Below are 19,521 nucleotides of genomic sequence, written 5' to 3'. Positions count from 1 at the left end.
AAAACATTATAAGATGTATAAAAAGGGGAAGAATTGGTGCTATATGGCAATTGCCACATTGGCAATAGCAGTTGGCGCTTTATCAGTTTCACAGGGGGTAAGTGCTGATACTATTAATAGTACAGTCAATACCACCAGTGTTACAGTAGCTTCACCAAAGGCACAGGATCAAACGACTGATGTTGCTGTGGAAGTAACACCTGCAACGCAAAGTACAAGTGAAACGGCTAAGCAAGATGATCAGGCTAATTCAATTGCTCAAACTGATCAACAAGCCCTAGTTGCAAGTAAGATTGCTGTAGCTCCGCAAGCAGCTGCTTCACAGAGTGGTTGGCAAACAGATAAGGGGAGTAGCTATTACTATAAAGATGGTCAAAAGGTAACTGGTCAACAAACCATTAATGGTAAGAATTATTATTTTAATACCCAAGGTCAGCTACAAAAGAACTACTTTTTAAATCAAGCTAACCATACCTATTATTTCCAAGCAGATGGTACCCGGTTGGATGATGGCTTCTATAATAATTGGGGCCACACTTACTATTTCCAAAAGGATGGTTCCCGCTTAGACAACGGATTTTACAATAACTGGGGTCATACCTATTACTTTGGTCAAGGTGGAGCTCGCCTAGATGATGGTTTCTATAACAATTGGGGTCACACCTACTACTTCCAAAAAGATGGTTCTCGTTTAGATAACGGTTTCTATAATAACTGGGGTCATACCTACTACTTTGGTCAAGGCGGTGTTCGTCTAGATGATGGCTTCTACAACAATTGGGGCCATACTTATTACTTCCAAAAGGATGGTTCTCGTTTAGATAACGGTTTCTATAATAACTGGGGTCATACCTACTACTTTGGTAATGATGGAGCCCTAGTACAAGGCACAGGAATTTGGTCTAATGGAAGCTTCTATCGTGCAGATAACGGTGGAATCCTTTCGCCAGTTTCAATTTACAATAACAAGATTAATAGTTACATTATGAATAATGGTATTGGTCATGCTAATATTTCGTATATTGATGCAATTCCTGATGTAAGTAGGCATTCATACTCTGGAACAGCAGATGGTAAGCCTAATATGGTTGTAGTTCATGAGACTGCTAATCCCAACGATAGCATTTGGGGCGAAATTAATTATGAAAAACAGTATTATAATAATGCGTTTGTTCATGCTTTTGTTGATGCTAATAATATTATCCAGATTTCAAATACCGATCATGAGGCGTGGGGCGCTGCCTACCCTGCCAATGGTCGTGCTGTTCAATTTGAGCAGGTTGAAGTTTATGGCGCTTGGAATTTTGCTCGGGAATTAGCTAATGCTGCTTATTACACAGCATACAATATGCGCAAGTACGGATTGACACCATCATTAGCCCAGTCCAATGGAACCGGGACGCTTTGGTCACACCATAATGTAAGCCAATACTTAGGCGGCACTGACCACACCGATCCAGACGGTTATTGGAGTAATCGAGCTAGTCGTTATTTTGGTACTGGATATAATATGAGTGATTTCTTGCAATTGGTAAATTATGAGTATTCTAAATTAAGCTAATAATATGATAGAGCGTTGATTATATTGATCAGCGCTTTTAAGTTACAAAAACATTTCAAAAATTATCCTTTAGTAACAATTTAGTAGAATGAAAACTTATCCCAAAACATGTGATAGGATAGATAATGTTAAAAATAAAAAAGGGGAAAAGAAGTCAATGAGTGTTCATAAACATTATAAAATGTTTAAAAAGGGAAAAAACTGGTGCTACATGGCAATTGCCACGCTTTCAGTAGCTTTTGGTACGCTATCTGTTTCTCAAAGTGTTAATGCAGATACTACAGCCAATGATACTGAGAGTGTAAGTAATGCTTCAGCAGATGCATCAAGTCAAACTACTAATACAGTATCATTAACAACACCTTCAACATCGAATAAAGTAGCTACTGATCAAGCAGTAGCACAAACACCAACAAATAACAATAGTACACAAGCTGACCAAACAGCTAGCCAACCAGCAAAGAATAATAATACTCAAGCAGTTTTTAATGAAAACAAGACTGCTATCGCCCCACAGGCAGCGGTTTCTCAAAGTGGCTGGCAAACTGATAATGGAAGTAATTACTATTATAAGGATGGTCAGAAGGTAACTGGTCAACAAAGTATTGACGGTAAAGACTACTACTTTAATGATCAAGGCCAGCAACAAAAGAACTATTTTTTGAATCAAGCTAATCATACTTACTACTTTCAAGCTGATGGTACGCGTTTAAACGATGGTTTCTATAACAACTGGGGTCATACCTATTATTTTGGCAAAGACGGTGCCCGTTTAGATGATGGCTTCTATAATAACTGGGGTCATACTTATTACTTCGGTAAAGATGGCGCTCGCTTAGATAATGGCTTCTACAATAATTGGGGTCATACTTATTACTTCGGTAAAGATGGCGCTCGCTTAGATAATGGCTTCTACAATAATTGGGGTCATACTTATTACTTCGGTAAAGATGGCGCCCGTTTAGATGATGGCTTCTACAATAATTGGGGTCATACTTATTACTTCGGTAAAGATGGTGCTCGTCTAGATAATGGTTTTTATAATAATTGGGGTCATACCTATTACTTTGGTAGTGATGGCGCTCGCTGGGACAATCGTTTTATGAACAATTGGGGTAATATATATTACTTTGGCAAAGATGGGGCATTGCTTCAAGGCGAATCTATTAATTTAGGTTATGGTAATCTTGACTTTGATAGTCAAGGACGATTGACGTCTAGTAATGCCTTTATTGGAAGCATCGTCAATGGCGCTATTCAAGGATGGGCACAACATCAAATCTTGCCGTCATTAACACTTGCTCAGGCAATTCTTGAAAGCGCATGGGGTAAGTCTTCGCTTGCTTCACAATACCACAATTTGTTTGGTATTAAGGGGAGCTATAAAGGTATGTCGGTTAATATGCCAACCTATGAAGAGTACGGTGGACGGATGGTATTAATTAATGATGCATTCCGTCGCTACCCAGATAATAATGCTAGTGTTCAGGATCATACTGACTTTTTAGTTAATAATAGTCGTTATCATAATTTAATCGGGGTTCGTGACGCTAATACTGCTACTTACTTAATTCGAGCAGATGGTTATGCAACAGCATCTAGCTATACTAATTCATTACGTAGTGTAATTAATACTTATGATTTAACCCGTTATGATCGTGTAGCTTTTCAGCTATAAATAAATAATAGTAAGGCAACTAAAAACTTTTAGTTGCCTTATTTCTTAATGTCTTTAGACCTAGTTGAGTGCGTGAGCAGAGCGAATGCACGAAACAAAAAAGCCACCTGCTATGCGGGTGGGCGATAAAAATTATATAAAAAGGCCTCTTTTGCCTTAAGATGTAGGTGTTCAAGCCAAAGTCAATAAGGGAAAAGAGGTTATAGAAATATGGCTAATAAATTAAATAGCTTAGCCCATACGAAGTGGTTATGTAAGTATCACATCGTATTCATACCAAAGTATAGACGTAAAGCGATTTTCAATCAATACCTAAGAGATTATATTCGTTTGTTGTGTAAATATAAGGGAGTAGAAATAATTGAAGGTCATATGATGCCAGATCATGTGCACTTGTTAGTAAGTATTCAGCCGAAGCTAAGTGTATCGCAGTTTATGGGATACTTAAAAGGAAAAAGTGCATTAATGATGTTTGGTCGACATGCAAACTTAAAATACAAATATGGGAACCGACATTTTTGAGCTGAAGGCTACTATGTAAGTACAGTTGGATTGAATGAATCCACGATAAAGAAGTATATCCGAGACCAAGAGAAACATGATATAGCAATGGATAAGCTAACAAGTATGGAATATTCGGACCCTTTTAAGGGTAAGTGAGGTAGTACAAACACCGCTTAAAGCGGTGGCAAAGTAGTCAGAGCATTTTGGCTTGAGCAAAGCGAAAGCCAGCGCCTTGAGACGCCAGCTTTTATTATCGGCTTATAGCCGATGTGCAAACCACCCGTTTGACGAGTGGTTATGATTTTATAAGAAGGAAAATAATATGTGGAAAAATTCATTGAATTTTATTGCTAATGTCTTATTATTTATTTTAATAATAATTACATTACTAGGGGTATGCTCTGAACTACTATTTAATATAGTAAGTATTTCGAGAACAGGAGTAATTATTTTTGATGTATTATCATTATTGCTTTTAATGATGATTATGTTTAGAAAAAAACTGTATATAATTTATAAACGAAACATATCAGCAAAAATTAATATAATTTTTGCTATATCATTATTTATTATAGGAATTTGGCAATTATATTTAGTATTAACAATCTCAGGTTTTAGCAAGTGGGATCCAGGAAATATTATTCTTCAAGCAATGGAAAAGAAACAATGGGCAGGTGAAGAATATTTTTCTTATTATCCCAACACATATTTTTTAATGTTACTTGAGCATGTGATATGGTACCTGATCGGTAAACCCAATATAGAAGTATTAACAATTATCTTAAATATCCTTAACTATTTATTAATTGACAGTGGAATTTATACGCTGTATCGAGTAAGTAAAAAATATATAAATTTGGTTGTTGCTAAAACTGCAGCATTATTGTCAATAATATTTATTGGAGTGTCTCCATGGGGATGTCTTACATACAGTGATCCATTAGCATTTTCATTGAGTATTTTTTCTATTTCACTACTGTTATCTTTACGGTTTTCAACTACTAATAGGAAATATATGTATTCGTTTTTGATAGGATTTCTGATGGTAATTGATTATTTGGTTAAGCCATCTCTTGTAATATTGTTTATTGCAGCAATTATAGTTACATTACCATTATTAAAGGAATTAATTAAAAGTGAAAGGCTATCTATTATTATAATCGCTATGACAGTAATGGCTTCATATGGTAGCTATTTAGCTTACCGAAATAATAATAGTTTTGTTACTTTTGATAGTAGTAAGTCGTTTTCGATGACTCACTTTGCTGATATGGGAATAAAAAATAATGGAGGCTATTCTCAAGAGGATACCGTTAGGGATATGCAAATATTAGACTCAAAGGAACGGCAGCGCGCTGATATTCAGGATTGGGTTACTGAATTTAATAGAAAAGGTTTGACAGGTTATCAAGTATTTTTAGTAAAGAAACAGATTTTAAATACGTCAGATGCAAGTTTTGCTTGGGGAAATGATGGAGAACCCTTTATAAGACCTTATTGTAAATCTAATTTTGCTAAATTGAGTCGTAAGTTATTTATTCCTAAATATAATTCTGCATTAAAAGCTATTAATGATATTTTATGGATTATAACACTTATATTTATGTTATTTTCCCTTTGTGCTAAAGATTGGATAACATTATTATTAAAATACGTTGTACTTGGGTTTGCCTTATTTTTACTCTTATTTGAAGGAGGTAGAAGTAGATATTTGATTCAGTTTTTGCCATACGGATTTTTATTGAGTGGTATTGGTTTCTATAAATTACAAAAGATATTAGATGAGAGAATAAAGTTAGTCTAATTTTTGCTTGTTGAGGAAAAATAAGTAAGAATTTAGTATGACATTCTTATTACATTAGTATTGCGAACATTATCATTGCTTAACAAAAGAGCCAGATTTGCCTACTAGCCTTTTATTTGTGGTAAAGTAATAATCGTTAAATTTATCTAAAGAAAAGAAATGACAAATGGAAGGTAGGATTTATTAATAATGGGAGAACAGAAACACTACAAAATGTTTAAGAAGGGCAAAAATTGGTGCTACATGGCAATCGCTACAGCAGCAATTGCATTTGGAGTATCAACTACTAGTGTAGCTAATGCTGACACAACAGATGCAGCAACTACACCAGTAACTTCACAACAAGTTGAAGTTTCTGATCAAACAGCTATCAATAATAGTACGGCTACTGATAATACATCACAGGTAGATAACCAAGCTCAGTCTAGCCAGGTTGCTCAACCGGCAAGTCAAGTAGCTCAGTCAGCAAGCACTAGTACGAGTGTTGCTACTGATGCTGTAGCCGTTAAACCTCAAGCAGCTGCACCGGCTCAATTAAATGGTTGGCAAACAGAAAATGGTAACACTTATTACTACAGTGATGGTCAAAAAGCCACTGGTGTTAAAGACATCAATGGTTCACAATATTACTTTAATGATCAGGGTCAGCAACAAAAGGATTATTTCTTAAATCAGAACAACCACACCTACTACTTCCAAGCTGATGGTACGCGGTTAAATGATGGTTTCTATAACAATTGGGGCCACACTTATTACTTCCAAGCTGATGGAACACGTTTAGATGATGGCTTCTACAACAATTGGGGTCATACTTATTACTTTGGTAAAGATGGTGCCCGCTTAGATAACGGCTTCTATAACAATTGGGGTCATACTTATTACTTCCAAGCTGATGGGGCACGTTTAGATAATGGCTTCTACAACAATTGGGGTCACACTTATTACTTTGGCAATGATGGCGCTCGGTTAGATAATTCGGTTTATAACAATTGGGGTCATACTTATTACTTTGGTAATGATGGTGCCTTAGTTCAAAATAGTGATGTAACAGTTAATGGTAAGAAATATCATGCTGATTCAGAAGGTATCTTAACTGTAAAAAATAATACTGATGCTAAAGTAGATCGTGCTTTGTCCCAACGTGGTGTTCCTTATGTCTGGGGTGGAAATACACCAGCTGGTTTTGACTGCTCTGGTTTAGTTCAATGGGCTTATGGTTTAGGGGCATCATATCGGACTACTTACCAGCAAGCTACTTTAGGAGCTCACAACCGTGATGTTATGAATGCGCCAAAAGGTTCATTATTGTTCTTTGGTAGTGATGGTGCACCATACCACGTTGCTATTTCTCTTGGTAATGGTACTTATGTTCATGCTCCAGAACCAGGTGACGTTGTAAAGATTGGTTACTCAAAATACTTTAAGCCAAGCTTCTACATCAATATGTAATTCTGATATAATTAGTTAACTGTAATTAATAATAATCTCTGTTATAATAGCGATGATATAGAAACGAGGAGAAGTTTAATGAAATTAAATAAATTATTTACAACTTTAGCTGCTGGAACTCTAATGTTAACTTTAGCTGCGTGTGGTAACAATAACGCTTCTGATAATTCTGATAGTAGTTCTGAAGTTACCTCAAGTAAGGTTACTAAGAAGCACCATTCTAATAAAGATAAGGTTAGTTCTGAAAAAGAAGCTGCAAGTAACAGTAATGAAGATTCTCAAACTAGTGAAAGTAGCGCATCTTCTAAGAATAGTACTTCTAGTGCAAGTAACTCATCAAATAATGCTAATTATGCTGTTTCTTCAACAACGACATCAAGTAACGGCGGCTCTGCTAAGTCGAGCGTAAAGCAAAGCTCTAATGCCCAACAAGCAACGATGACTGCTACTGATGCGCGGAATATTGTTAAGGAACATATTGGTAACCAATTAAATGATCGTGGGGTAGCAGGAAAGTCTACTGATGATTTGCCATCAATTGATTCAGTCGATGGTTACACTGCTACGCAAAACGGTACTAATAATTGGACTGTATCTGGAAATGGTCATACTTACCATGTTACTGCCAATTCTGTTACTGGAAATTAACAATAGAATAGATAGCGAAGCTAAAAAATTGTAAAATTTATTAGCTTCGTTTTTTTGTACTAATGAAAGGTGGAAACGAAAAATGCATAGGCAAGATATTATAAAGATGCATAAAAGAAAATTAAAAGCAAATCACTTAAATGAAAGAGTCTTAGAAATAAATTGTAATTTTAATGATCATAGTAATTCAATTAATAATATCATGATTGATGATGATACGGTAGGCTTTTTGAAATTTACAGAACCTGACTATCTTATAACAACTTATAATGGAACTTTGCATTTTTGTGACCCTTTAGATTTTTTGAAGTCAGATGATAAGGCTCAAAAGGATAATGAAGGTAGTGCAGTTAATATTTATATTAAGAATAAACAAACTTCGGCAGATTATGGACTTATTAAAATACAGAGTGCAATGCGAATTCAATTTAACAAGCGCAATTTTGCTAAGTTTTATGAAGTTTTTCCGATGGACATAGATCTTAATAATATAGAAGAATCGGTAAAAGCTTTTAATCATGTTTTAATCAGTGAAGTGGCAAGGAAAAACCATCCCTTATATTATTACGATCTTTTTATCAGGCCTACAAAATATAATATAGATCTCGGCAATAATGGAATTAGTGTTGAGAAAGCTAAGGTCTTATTTAATGAGAGATCTTCATATAATGGCTTGATAACAAGCTTTATAACCTTAAAGCGTTCAGATTTTAGAAAAAATGGTACTATATCAGAGAAACTTATTAATGAAGTTGTAGATTATAATAATAAGGATACAAGTATAGCGTTTTTGTATGATGCTAATGAAAATAAGTATATAGAAAGACCATGGGTGTGGATACCAAGGTCTGAAATGATACGCATGATTGAGCAAACAAAACAATTCGATTTAATTGCAAGAGAATTATTGTATTATAATACAATATACCCATATTCTGTAAATCAACTTCGTAGTGTGCCAGGATTAAATTTATTTGCAAAAAAAGATAGTTATAGCAGTCAAAGGGAATTTCGATTATTATATGGTGGACCCAATAGCGATTATAATACTTTGCCGGTGAATAATAAGGGTAATTATACTTTCAATTGGAACAAGGAAGTTATCAAGTCAGGTTCGCTAGCTCAATTGTCAAATTCGACATTCAATATATAAAATCTTATTTTGGGAAGAACTTATGTCTAAGCAAAAATTTTATCATTGGCTATTTTGGCCACTCTTGTTATTAACAGTGGCAACCTTAATCTGGGTATGTACAAAAATCCAGTTTATTTTTCAGCCATTTTTAACGTTTATTTCTGTTGTTTTTGTGCCTCTGATCATTTCTGGATTCCTATACTATATGCTGAATCCGGTTTTAAAATTATTTTTGAAACTACGAGTGGGTAAGTTTAAAATGAATCGGGGCGTCGCTAGTTTATTAATTGTTGTTGTCTTGATTTTAATTCTTATTGGTGGGATCTCACTCTTGATACCAACTATTGTTAAGGAAATTTCTTCATTAGTTCGCAACATGCCACAAACAGTTAGTGGTATTCAGGCTTTAATTAATGATACGGTTCAGCATTCGTTCTTACGTAATGTGGATTTGAACACTTATTATCGCCAGTTTGATCATCAAATTGCTGGTTATGCACAAACTATTTTAAAGGGCTTATCTGAACGAGTCGGTGATATTGTTGGAGTAGTAACTAACATTACTGTTGTGACAATTACGGTTCCAGTGATGCTTTTCTACATGCTTAAAGATGGTTCAAAACTAGGTCCAAGTATCCAAAAGTGGCTATCGCCGCATCATGCTAAGGAAGTTAATGAACTACTGACTAAAATGAATAATACTTTATCATCTTATATTTCTGGACAGATGATTGAATGTTTATTTGTTGGTATCACCACTTCAATCGGTTACATGATAATTGGACAACCTTTGGCATTAGTTTTAGGAATTGTTGCTGGGTTGACCAACATCATTCCTTATGTTGGACCTTATATTGGAATTGCTCCAGCATTGTTTGTGGCCTTGACAATGGCTCCTGAAAAATTGATTTGGGTGATTGTTGTGGTGATTGTTGTTCAACAAATTGATGGGAATATTATTTATCCGAATATTATTGGGAAAACATTACAGATTCATCCTTTAACAATTATTATGTTGCTGCTTGCTGCTGGTCATATTGCCGGGATTGGTGGAATGATTCTTTGTATTCCATTCTATGCGGTTATTAAGACCGTTTGTGAATACTTCTTTGATATTTACCGGATTGAACATCCAATAAAAGAAGAATAAGAGTAAAGAAAAATCTTCGTTGATCTAGTTTCAACGAAGATTTTTTATTTAGTAATATCGATGTGTATATCCGTAATGGTTGCCGTATGTTGGATGAGTGTAGGTTGAGTGGTAACCATTATTATAACTACGATAAGTGTGATATTGCGGTGTTGAATATCGTTGGGTAGTAGCAGCCTGTGCCTGTGTGTGATTTTCAGTAGCAGAAACTGCTTGTGATTCGCTATATGCTTCGGTGCTATTGTTTACTGAAGTACTTTCTTCTTTACTTTGACTAGTTCGAGAATGATAGCTTCCAGTAACCTCATCGCTCCCATTACCACTACCAGGATCATTGTAACTTGCCCCTCCAGGAAGAATGAAGTCTGTTTCATTATATCCGTTATAGTGTGGTTGTGACTTGTACATCTTAGTTTCGTGGTTAACAACATTTTTGGCTTTCAAGCCTAATTGCGCACGAACTAACTTAGATACTCGGTTGATTTCCTTTGGACTGGCAATTTGGAAGGAAACACCTTCAATTGTTGCGTTTTGTCCTTGGAAATGATAGGTCTTAACATTATTCATTGCTCCGTGGTAGTTTCCGTAAAGGGTCGCAATGTCATCAATTGGGATGTTGGTTTTAACTCCATCACCAACAGCATCAAGAATCTTGTTAGCAGCACCAATCGATCCAGAAGTCTTAAACTTATTAATAACACTCTTTAAAATTTGTTGTTGCCGTTTTTGTCGACCGTAGTCATTATTTGGATCATCGTACCGCATTCGGGAATACTTTAAGGCGTTGTCACCATTAAGATGTTGCTTACCTTTTTTGAAGTGGTGTCCTTCGTAGTCAAAGGCAAACGGGTTATTAACTTCTACACCGCCAACCGAATTAACTACTTTTTTAAGAACTCCCATGTTGATTACAGCGTAGTAGTCAATGGGGACGTCTAACAATTCAGACACTTGCTTAACAGTTTGTTTTGGTCCGTTAATTGCGTAGGCAGCGTTAATCTTAACGTAGTCCGGACCATCATTAGTTTCGACACGAACTAAAATGTCACGAGGAATACTCGTCATTGTGATTGTTTTGTTCTTTGGATTAATGGTAAATAATTCCAATGAATCGGTATTACCGCCTTTATTCCCCCGATCTAATGCCCCAACATCGGTCCCCATTGTAAGAACAGATACAGGTTCACCTTTTTGCAGTTTTTTACTAATTTTACCATCACCAGCACCAAAAACTCCTTTAGCAACTGAGTGAACTTTATGATATTCGTAAAATCCACCTGCAACCACAAGGAAGATTAGGAGGCCTATCAAAAGCCGTACCCAATTAGGAGTCCGGTAGTGGTGTTTTTGCGGTGGTTGAAAATCTGGTGATGATTGTTCTTCTTCACGCCGCAATCGATTTTCACGATTATTATGTGCTTCTTCGTGTTCTCGCCTTTTACGCTCATTAACGTCACGTTGGATTCGTTCTTCCATCCGTTTACGGTAATGTTCCCGTGATTCGTGATTATTGTTATTATCCATATACAAAGTACCTCAATAAAATAAGTTCTAACTTTATTAATATAGCAGAAAATTAATATCAAGTTCAAATATATCGTAAGACTTTAAACTTTCTGTAACTTTTCGCAAGGATAGACTTTCCTAAAAATATGTAATAATATAGTAGAGATATTGCGCAAATTTAAATGAAGAAAGGAAAATAAGTTAATGTCACCAAAACAACTTGCTGAAGCAGTTAATAAGCGACGGACATTCGCCATAATTTCACACCCGGATGCCGGTAAGACAACCATTACTGAGCAACTTCTCCTTTTTGGAGGCGTTGTTCGGGAAGCTGGGACCGTTAAAGCACGAAAAACCGGTAATTTTGCTAAGTCAGACTGGATGGAGATTGAAAAGAAGCGTGGAATCTCTGTTACTTCATCTGTTATGCAGTTTGATTTTCAAGGAAAAAGAATCAATATCCTTGATACCCCGGGACACGAAGACTTTTCTGAAGATACCTACCGGACATTAATGGCAGTGGACTCTGCTGTCATGGTTATTGATAGTGCCAAGGGGATTGAGCCGCAGACAAAGAAACTTTTCCAAATTTGTAAAATGCGGGGGATTCCAATCTTTACCTTTATGAACAAGTTTGATCGGGATGCCCGTGAACCGCTCGACTTGCTTAATGAAGTTGAAGATGTCCTTGGAATTGAGACCTACCCGATGAACTGGCCAATTGGCTCCGGTCACCAGTTTAAAGGAGTATATGACCGTTTTAATCGCCGTGTTGCATTGACCCACCCAGCAGACGAAAGCACCCCTTACTTACCATTAGATGAAGATGGCAATGTTAAAGGCAAAAATCCATTAGCTGGTGATGGTGAATGGCAGGACGCAATGGATGGCATGGAATTAGTTGAGGTTGCTGGTAATGAATTAGACCGTGAGAAGATTGCAAAAGGTGATCAAACGCCTGTCTTCTTTGGTTCAGCGTTAACTAATTTTGGAGTACAAACTTTCTTGGAGACCTATCTTCAATTTGCACCAGCACCAAGCGACCATATGACCGAAGAGGGGGATGTTATTAAGCCCCTTGATCCTGAATTTTCTGGCTTTGTTTTCAAGATTCAGGCAAATATGAATCCGCGACACCGTGATCGAATTGCTTTCGTGCGGATTTGTTCCGGCGAGTTTGACCGTGGGATGGATGTTACTTTATCACGGACGAAGAAGCCAATGCGGTTATCAAATGTGACCGAATTCATGGCTGACACCCGTGAAAATGTCGAGACGGCAGTTGCTGGAGATATTATTGGGCTGTATGACACGGGTAACTTCCAAATTGGCGATTCTATTTACAATGGTAAAAAGGATATTCAATTTGAAAAGTTACCACAATTTACCCCTGAATTATTTGTCCGGGTATCTGCTAAAAACGTGATGAAGCAAAAGTCCTTCCATAAAGGTATTAATCAGTTAGTCCAAGAAGGAGCCGTTCAGCTTTATCGGAGCTACTCAACTGGGGACTATATTTTGGGTGCCGTTGGTCAGCTACAGTTTGAGGTCTTTAAGTTCCGAATGCAAAACGAATACAATTCTGAAGTTGTGATGGAGCCAATGGGTAAGAAGACTGCTCGTTGGATTGACCCTGACCAATTGGACGAGAAGATGTCGTCATCACGGAATATCTTGGTTAAAGACATTCATGACCAGCCACTATTCTTATTTGAAAATCAATTTGCGGAAAACTGGTTTAAGCAAAAGTATCCTGATGTGAAGTTGACGGCAAAGCTATAAAGCAAACTAAGGGGAATATGTACATAATGAACAAAAGTGTTTTAACAATAATCGTTCCTTGCTATAACGAAGAAGAGGTATTGCCTGAAACTGTTAAAGAATTAGGAAATATCCTTACAAATTTAATTGAGAAAGATAAAATCGATTCTAAAAGCAAATTATTGTTTGTAAACGATGGAAGTAAGGATCGAACTTGGAACTTGATCTCTGATTATACAAAAAAGTATAACTATGTCACAGGTATAAAATTTTCACGGAATTATGGCCATCAAAATGCTTTACTAGCTGGAATGAATCTTGCTGTTAATTTTTCAGATATGATGATTACTATTGATGCAGATTTGCAAGATGATGTTAATGCAATTCCTAAAATGGTAGAAAAATATTATGAAGGATATGATGTAGTATATGGGGTTCGTAATAGTCGTAAAACTGACACTTTCTTTAAGCGTAGGACGGCTTTAGCATTTTATGGATTAATGAAAAAGCTTGGAGTGAACCTTGTTCCAGATTCGGCAGATTATAGATTGCTGAGTAAGCGTGCTACGGAAGGATTATTGGCATTTAAAGAACGGAATCTATTCCTTCGGGGTATGGTTCCTTTGGTAGGGTATAGATCTACTAAAGTATACTATGCCCGTAAAGAAAGATTTGCTGGGAAATCTAAATACCCACTAAGTAAGATGTTACATTTTGCATTAGATGGAATAACTTCTTTTTCAATCGCACCAATTCATTTAATTCTTTACCTTGGATTAATAACCGTTGCTATTAGTATCATTTGTATGATTTATGTAATTATCGAAAAATGTTTAGGACACGTTGTAAGTGGATGGTCATCGCTAATGATATCTATATGGCTATTAGGGGGGATTCAATTAATTTCTATTAGTGTAATAGGTGAATATATTGGTAAAATCTTTTCTGAAGTCAAGCACCGGCCTAGATATACAATTGAGACAGAAACTTATACCAATAAGATGAACAAACAGAGTTAGTGTTGAAATTAAATAGTTTTATAAGTTATGGTTACGAGGTTTAATTAGGACATGGAGAAAAGAGTAAAAAATGGTCGAATAGAGTGGGTAGATATAGCCAAAGCAATTGCGATAATTTTGATGGTGGTAGGTCATGAATGTCCTCAACGTTCTATAATTACATTTATTTTTTCATTTCACATGCCACTCTTCTTTATTATGTCGGGTTATACAGCAGGAAAGATAACTACATGGAGTAAATTTTTCAATAAAAGTAAAAAGAATTTTATAATGACTTGGCTTTTAGCTGCATTGATGATTATTCTTTTAGGCTTTGAAATAATTGTTGTCCAAGGTAAAGGAGTTGCACATACTCTTTGCTTAGATTTAAAAGGTATTATTTGGGGATCAAATTATGGAGTCGATAACCTTAACAATGTAGGAGTTATGTGGTTTTTAATAGTCTTTTTCTGGGCAAAGCTATTATATAATTTTTTAGAGGTTATAGTTCCTAATAAATATAATGGGTTATTACTTGGGATTCTGTCATATTTTGCTTTCGTAATTTCAAGTAAGATGTGGTTGCCCCAAGCTTTTGATATTGTACCAATCGCAGCTTTTTTTATGTGGACCGGTTCATATTTAAAATCTATACAATCTAAATTAGATTTTAATACTACACAAGGATCATTGCTTTTGGCAGCTATTTTTATATTTTGGATTGCGATGATGCAAAATTATATTTATATCGATATGTCAGTAAGACATTATCCGCTTTTTATTTTTTCAATTTTAGAAGCAATTGCAGGGACAATCTGTATATCGCTTATTAGTAATTGTTTTAGTAAAATAGGTGAATTTAAAGCATTAAAGATTATAGGAAGACATACTCTTGCAGTTTTGTGTATTCATCATTTAGATTTATATTGGTTATGGTGGGGTCCATCTATTTCAAAATGGTATTTTGCTCTAATATTGCGGTTGCTAATTGATTTAACGGTATTATTTTTATTTTTAATGTTTAAAAAGTACATCAAAGAAAGAAAAGTAAAATGAAAAAGAATTTCTATTTAATTGGAGGACAGTTACTACTGTTTCTTTGTATTTTGTTAGTTTTGACACAATTGTTTCCTCTTCTCCCTTTTGATGGTGATGATTGGCGCTACCTTGGTGGAATGAGACAGCCAATACCCTTATGGGGTGCTTGGAACCCAACAAGAGTTATGCCAGAAGTATTAATGCCGACGGGTGGAGCAATTGCTGCTTTTTTGATATATCCGATTACTGGGGATTACGTTGGCGCTCTTACCTTTGTGGAAAGTTTTATTGAGGCAATTTTCATATTTGCCATGCTTTATGCTTTCTATAAAGTTTCTATTAAGCGTTTTAAGCTGTCAAAATGGGCTGCTTTGGCTTGTGAAGTGCTCTTTTTTATGTCGTTTTTCTTTGTCTTTAAGAAGTTTAACCAGCCAAGCTATTCAGGTTTCTGGGCAGCGGACTTAACTTGTGTTTTTTACTATATTATTCCGGGATTACTAAATTTAACACTGGTTCTTTATATGATGCAGGAAGAAAGCTTTATGCAATATTTTAAGAGCTTCAATAATAAAAAGAAGAGTATCTTCTTACTACTGGTCTATTTTGCTATTTTTTCAAATACACAATTAAATATAATTATTGCAAGCTTTTGTAGTGTTAAATTACTTGAAATATTATATAAAGCGATTAAAGTTAGAAAACTTAATAATATAGTAACTTGCTCTTGGTTATATGCAACGATTTTAGTATTTTGGATACTTACTGTAATATTTGATCTAAATGGAAAACGGGCAAAGTATGTTTCTAGTGCTAATGAAGGCTCATTTTTAATTAATTTTATTAAAACATGGCAACAGTTTATTAATTTTATTAAAGAGCAAAATATTTTTATAATTGGCATTCTAATATTCATTTTGATTAGTTCATTAATAATTGCCACTATACAATGGGAAAAACTAAGCTTAGACTATGTTAAATTAATAGGTTATGTATTCTTCTGTTTCCTATGCTCATTGGTATATTTACTTTTGGCTTATACAAAAGCTGGTAGTTCTTATGCAGGTCGTCCAGATGCAATGTGGGCGGTAATTTCATTATTTTTATTGGGAGTAAATTTAGCGGTAGTATTTTATATAAAAATGTTTGCCGCCTTAACTACTTTTATTCCTCTGACCTGCGTTGTTATAGCTATTTTTTCATTTAATGTGAATGAACGTTTAGTTTACGCAGCTAATGCAGATCATGATCCTATTACTATAAAGAAAATAGATAATTATATTATAAATCAAATTATAACTGCTGACAGAAAAGGAAAAGCTAGTGTAGTTGTAAAGGTACCACGAGAAAGTGAAGATGCTATACCTGAGGTGACGACTTCTAATTGGCCTCATCCTTACAATATGGCAGTTTGGCTTCAAAATACGTTATATTCACATCATATTATTAGAACTAGAATGCGTATAGTTTTTAAGCCAGATAGTAAAGTTAATAAGCAATTTTATGAAAATACAAGTGAACAGCAACCATTTTTCCCTCCAGAATAAGATTTGATATTGTGAGGCGGTATTTATCAAAAATAGATTATTAAGAAATGGATCTATAGGTATACTATTTTTATGCCTAAGCATAGTATATATTTATCCTTTAATGAGAAGTGGCGTAATATTTAATGCAGGAGATTTACCATATCATATTAATCGTATTCAAGAATTAATTGATAATTTAAAAAATGGGACATGGTATCCATATTTATATACTTATCATTTTAGAAATACAGCATATATGTTGGGTGTGTTTTATCCCCAGCTAACTTTATTACCATATGCAATTATAAGTATTCTACTAAAAAATGATGTATATGGGATATATGTCGGAATGATGTTTTATACATACTTATCAATGATAAATATGTATATTATTATGAAAAAGATAGATAGGTCGACTGTTCAAAGCATCTTAACTGCTGTGGCATATGCCTTCTGTACTTATAGATTCATTAATGCTTTTAGTAGATTTGCACTAGGTGAGTATATAGGAATGACTTTTATTCCTTTGGCGGCATATGGGCTGTATGCTGTAATGAAAGGAAATATAAAAGATTGGCCATATTTAGTATTCGGCTTGTCCCTTACTTTATTTTCACATATTATAAGTACATTTTTATGTCTTTGTTTGCTATTAATAATATTTATAATTTGTTTTAAGGGAGTTTGGGAAAGCAGTAGATTAAAGATCTTAACTGTTTCTATAGTTTCCTTTTTCCTATGTTCTGCTATGTTCATTATTCCCTTTTTAGAACAAATCACTTTTAAAAAATATAACCAGCCTAGTCCGACCTTTATGCCAAATTTTGCTTTTAGTCTATCTACTTTAATTTTAAACTCTTGTTCAAACTTAACGAGTGTTTTTCAAGTATCTAATTGGTGGGAAATAGCAAATATTGGTCTTCCACTACTAGTATCATTAATTTGGGGAATATTTAATTATAAGAGATTGGACGAAATTGATAGATTTTTTGTCATTGCTGGTTGTTTATTGTTCCTAATGTCTACTAATATTTTCCCATGGACATTATTAATGAAAACGCCTCTTAGATTTATTCAATTTCCATTCAGGTTATTAGAATTAGACAGTATTTTACTTTCACCAATTTTTGGAACGATGATAGTAAAAACCTTAAGAAATGATAAATTATATAATCCAATAATCTTAGGAACTTTAGGGATTTTATTTATATTAGTACCCTGGTATTCAAGCACGAAAAATTTAATTTTACTTCAGCAGAATCAAATTAATAACTTTAAAAATGGTGAGACTTATTCTTCAAAATCAAAAAACATGACTTATTGGTGGCTTGATCAATATACTCCCAAGATGAGCAAAACTGAGTTTAAGGATATTGTGTATCATCGCGTTCGTGTTAATGGACGAAAAATGTTGCTGCAAGAAATTGAACCTATAGCAAACGGAATCATTATTAATGATAAGAAAATTCAAAATAAAAGAAAGGTAGTTTTACCTGTAGCATCTTATAAAAATATTAGGGCTTATCAAGGAAAAACAAAGTTACATATGGAGGAGCAAAGAAAAAGTAATTTAATAACATTATCAAAAACTAGTAATAAACCGATAGTTATTAAATATAAAAAGTCAGTTCTAGATATAGTATCTCAATATATAAGTATAATTTCTTACTTGCTGATACTTGTCTATATTTTAAAACAGAGGCTAGCTTCTTAACTATTAGTTTACTAAGGTTTAATTGAATGCTTGTATCCAAAAAGATGTGATGATTATTGAAAGTTATTTTCCTAATCATTGCATCTTTTAGAATATAACAAATACTGAATTGGCGGTTTAATAATTTAGGTGTATAATTTTATTGTTATTATTCTAAGGGAGGGTAATGCAATGAAAAAACATTATAAGATGTATAAAAAGGGGAAGAATTGGTGCTATATGGCAATTGCCACATTGGCAATAGCAGTTGGCGCTTTATCAGTTTCACAGGGGGTAAGTGCTGATACTATTAATAGTACAGTCAATACCACCAGTGTTACAGTAGCTTCACCAAAGGCACAGGATCAAACGACTGATGTTGCTGTGGAAGTAACACCTGCAACGCAAAGTACAAGTGAAACGGCTAAGCAAGATGATCAGGCTAATTCAATTGCTCAAACTGATCAACAAGCCCTAGTTGCAAGTAAGATTGCTGTAGCTCCGCAAGCAGCTGCTTCACAGAGTGGTTGGCAAACAGATAAGGGGAGTAGCTATTACTATAAAGATGGTCAAAAGGTAACTGGTCAACAAACCATTAATGGTAAGAATTATTATTTTAATACCCAAGGTCAGCTACAAAAGAACTACTTTTTAAATCAAGCTAACCATACCTATTATTTCCAAGCAGATGGTACCCGGTTGGATGATGGCTTCTATAATAATTGGGGCCACACTTACTATTTCCAAAAGGATGGTTCCCGCTTAGACAACGGATTTTACAATAACTGGGGTCATACCTATTACTTTGGTCAAGGTGGAGCTCGCCTAGATGATGGTTTCTATAACAATTGGGGTCACACCTACTACTTCCAAAAAGATGGTTCTCGTTTAGATAACGGTTTCTATAATAACTGGGGTCATACCTACTACTTTGGTCAAGGCGGTGTTCGTCTAGATGATGGCTTCTACAACAATTGGGGCCATACTTATTACTTCCAAAAGGATGGTTCTCGTTTAGATAACGGTTTCTATAATAACTGGGGTCATACCTACTACTTTGGTAATGATGG

General features: G+C 34.8%; 14 protein-coding genes and 1 pseudogene. 14 read left to right on the top strand and 1 reads right to left on the bottom strand.

Annotated elements, in window-relative coordinates; genetic code table 11:
* The 8 genes and pseudogenes from H5S10_RS10170 to H5S10_RS10135 form a co-directional block, all read left to right on the top strand.
* The coding region (locus H5S10_RS10170; protein WP_182589456.1) for an N-acetylmuramoyl-L-alanine amidase at positions 1–1,561 on the top strand (1,561 nt) is incomplete at its 5' end.
* 157 nt (positions 1,562–1,718) lie between these two features.
* The gene (locus H5S10_RS10165; protein WP_182589455.1) at positions 1,719–3,239 is read left to right on the top strand and encodes a glucosaminidase domain-containing protein; all 1,521 of its coding nucleotides are present in this window, start codon (positions 1,719–1,721) and stop codon (positions 3,237–3,239) included.
* 210 nt (positions 3,240–3,449) lie between these two features.
* Positions 3,450–3,899 (top strand): annotated as a pseudogene (gene tnpA / locus H5S10_RS10160) (IS200/IS605 family transposase).
* A gap of 166 nt (positions 3,900–4,065) precedes the next feature.
* A complete protein-coding gene (locus H5S10_RS10155; protein ID WP_182589454.1) occupies positions 4,066–5,547 on the top strand; it encodes a glycosyltransferase family protein in 1,482 nt (493 codons plus the stop codon).
* Between the two features lie 189 nt (positions 5,548–5,736).
* Positions 5,737–6,996 (top strand): NlpC/P60 family protein, encoded by a 1,260-nt coding sequence (locus H5S10_RS10150; protein ID WP_182589453.1) that lies wholly within the window; start codon positions 5,737–5,739, stop codon positions 6,994–6,996.
* A 78-nt stretch (positions 6,997–7,074) separates the two neighbouring features.
* Positions 7,075–7,644, top strand: a complete 570-nt coding sequence (locus H5S10_RS10145) for a hypothetical protein (protein ID WP_182589452.1) — start codon at positions 7,075–7,077, stop codon at positions 7,642–7,644.
* A gap of 82 nt (positions 7,645–7,726) precedes the next feature.
* Positions 7,727–8,797 carry a hypothetical protein gene (locus tag H5S10_RS10140; protein ID WP_182589451.1) on the top strand — a complete coding sequence of 357 codons (1,071 nt, stop codon included), beginning with the start codon at positions 7,727–7,729 and terminating at the stop codon, positions 8,795–8,797.
* Between the two features lie 22 nt (positions 8,798–8,819).
* On the top strand, positions 8,820–9,929 hold the full coding sequence (locus H5S10_RS10135) for an AI-2E family transporter (RefSeq protein ID WP_182589450.1): 1,110 nt from the start codon (positions 8,820–8,822) through the stop codon (positions 9,927–9,929).
* Positions 9,930–9,977: 48 nt separating this feature from the next.
* Here H5S10_RS10135 and H5S10_RS10130 read toward each other — a convergent pair whose 3' ends face one another.
* On the bottom strand, positions 9,978–11,453 hold the full coding sequence (locus H5S10_RS10130) for an LCP family protein (RefSeq protein WP_182589449.1): 1,476 nt from the start codon (positions 11,451–11,453) through the stop codon (positions 9,978–9,980).
* 186 nt (positions 11,454–11,639) lie between these two features.
* Between H5S10_RS10130 and H5S10_RS10125 the strand changes: the two genes are divergently transcribed.
* The 6 genes from H5S10_RS10125 to H5S10_RS10100 all read left to right on the top strand — a co-directional run.
* Complete coding sequence (locus H5S10_RS10125; protein WP_182589448.1) at positions 11,640–13,217, top strand: peptide chain release factor 3; 1,578 nt, start codon at positions 11,640–11,642, stop codon at positions 13,215–13,217.
* 26 nt (positions 13,218–13,243) lie between these two features.
* On the top strand, positions 13,244–14,215 hold the full coding sequence (locus tag H5S10_RS10120; protein WP_182589447.1) for a glycosyltransferase family 2 protein: 972 nt from the start codon (positions 13,244–13,246) through the stop codon (positions 14,213–14,215).
* 51 nt (positions 14,216–14,266) lie between these two features.
* Positions 14,267–15,250 (top strand): acyltransferase family protein, encoded by a 984-nt coding sequence (locus H5S10_RS10115; protein ID WP_182589446.1) that lies wholly within the window; start codon positions 14,267–14,269, stop codon positions 15,248–15,250.
* A complete protein-coding gene (locus H5S10_RS10110; protein ID WP_182589445.1) occupies positions 15,247–16,776 on the top strand; it encodes a hypothetical protein in 1,530 nt (509 codons plus the stop codon). The genes H5S10_RS10115 and H5S10_RS10110 overlap by 4 nt, the downstream gene beginning before the upstream one ends.
* A 103-nt stretch (positions 16,777–16,879) precedes the next feature.
* Positions 16,880–18,472: a hypothetical protein gene (locus H5S10_RS10105; RefSeq protein ID WP_182589444.1), complete on the top strand. Its 1,593-nt coding sequence runs from the start codon at positions 16,880–16,882 to the stop codon at positions 18,470–18,472.
* Positions 18,473–18,643: 171 nt separating this feature from the next.
* On the top strand, positions 18,644–19,521 hold an 878-nt coding region (locus H5S10_RS10100), incomplete at its 3' end, for an N-acetylmuramoyl-L-alanine amidase family protein (RefSeq protein ID WP_182589443.1).

Source organism: Limosilactobacillus balticus, assembly GCF_014145615.1.
GTDB lineage: Bacteria > Bacillota > Bacilli > Lactobacillales > Lactobacillaceae > Limosilactobacillus > Limosilactobacillus balticus.
The sequence above is the reverse complement of the archived record's forward strand: the minus strand, read 5'-3'. Positions and strand labels throughout refer to the sequence as shown.

Excerpts from the sequence above, each read along its gene's own strand:
- H5S10_RS10165 (WP_182589455.1), top strand. The coding sequence starts at position 1,719 with ATGAGTGTTCATAAACATTATAAAATGTTTAAAAAGGGAAAAAACTGG.
- H5S10_RS10155 (WP_182589454.1), top strand. The coding sequence starts at position 4,066 with ATGTGGAAAAATTCATTGAATTTTATTGCTAATGTCTTATTATTTATT.
- H5S10_RS10150 (WP_182589453.1), top strand. The coding sequence starts at position 5,737 with ATGGGAGAACAGAAACACTACAAAATGTTTAAGAAGGGCAAAAATTGG.
- H5S10_RS10145 (WP_182589452.1), top strand. The coding sequence starts at position 7,075 with ATGAAATTAAATAAATTATTTACAACTTTAGCTGCTGGAACTCTAATG.
- H5S10_RS10140 (WP_182589451.1), top strand. The coding sequence starts at position 7,727 with ATGCATAGGCAAGATATTATAAAGATGCATAAAAGAAAATTAAAAGCA.
- H5S10_RS10135 (WP_182589450.1), top strand. The coding sequence starts at position 8,820 with ATGTCTAAGCAAAAATTTTATCATTGGCTATTTTGGCCACTCTTGTTA.
- H5S10_RS10130 (WP_182589449.1), bottom strand. The coding sequence starts at position 11,453 with ATGGATAATAACAATAATCACGAATCACGGGAACATTACCGTAAACGG.
- H5S10_RS10125 (WP_182589448.1), top strand. The coding sequence starts at position 11,640 with ATGTCACCAAAACAACTTGCTGAAGCAGTTAATAAGCGACGGACATTC.
- H5S10_RS10120 (WP_182589447.1), top strand. The coding sequence starts at position 13,244 with ATGAACAAAAGTGTTTTAACAATAATCGTTCCTTGCTATAACGAAGAA.
- H5S10_RS10115 (WP_182589446.1), top strand. The coding sequence starts at position 14,267 with ATGGAGAAAAGAGTAAAAAATGGTCGAATAGAGTGGGTAGATATAGCC.
- H5S10_RS10110 (WP_182589445.1), top strand. The coding sequence starts at position 15,247 with ATGAAAAAGAATTTCTATTTAATTGGAGGACAGTTACTACTGTTTCTT.
- H5S10_RS10105 (WP_182589444.1), top strand. The coding sequence starts at position 16,880 with ATGAGAAGTGGCGTAATATTTAATGCAGGAGATTTACCATATCATATT.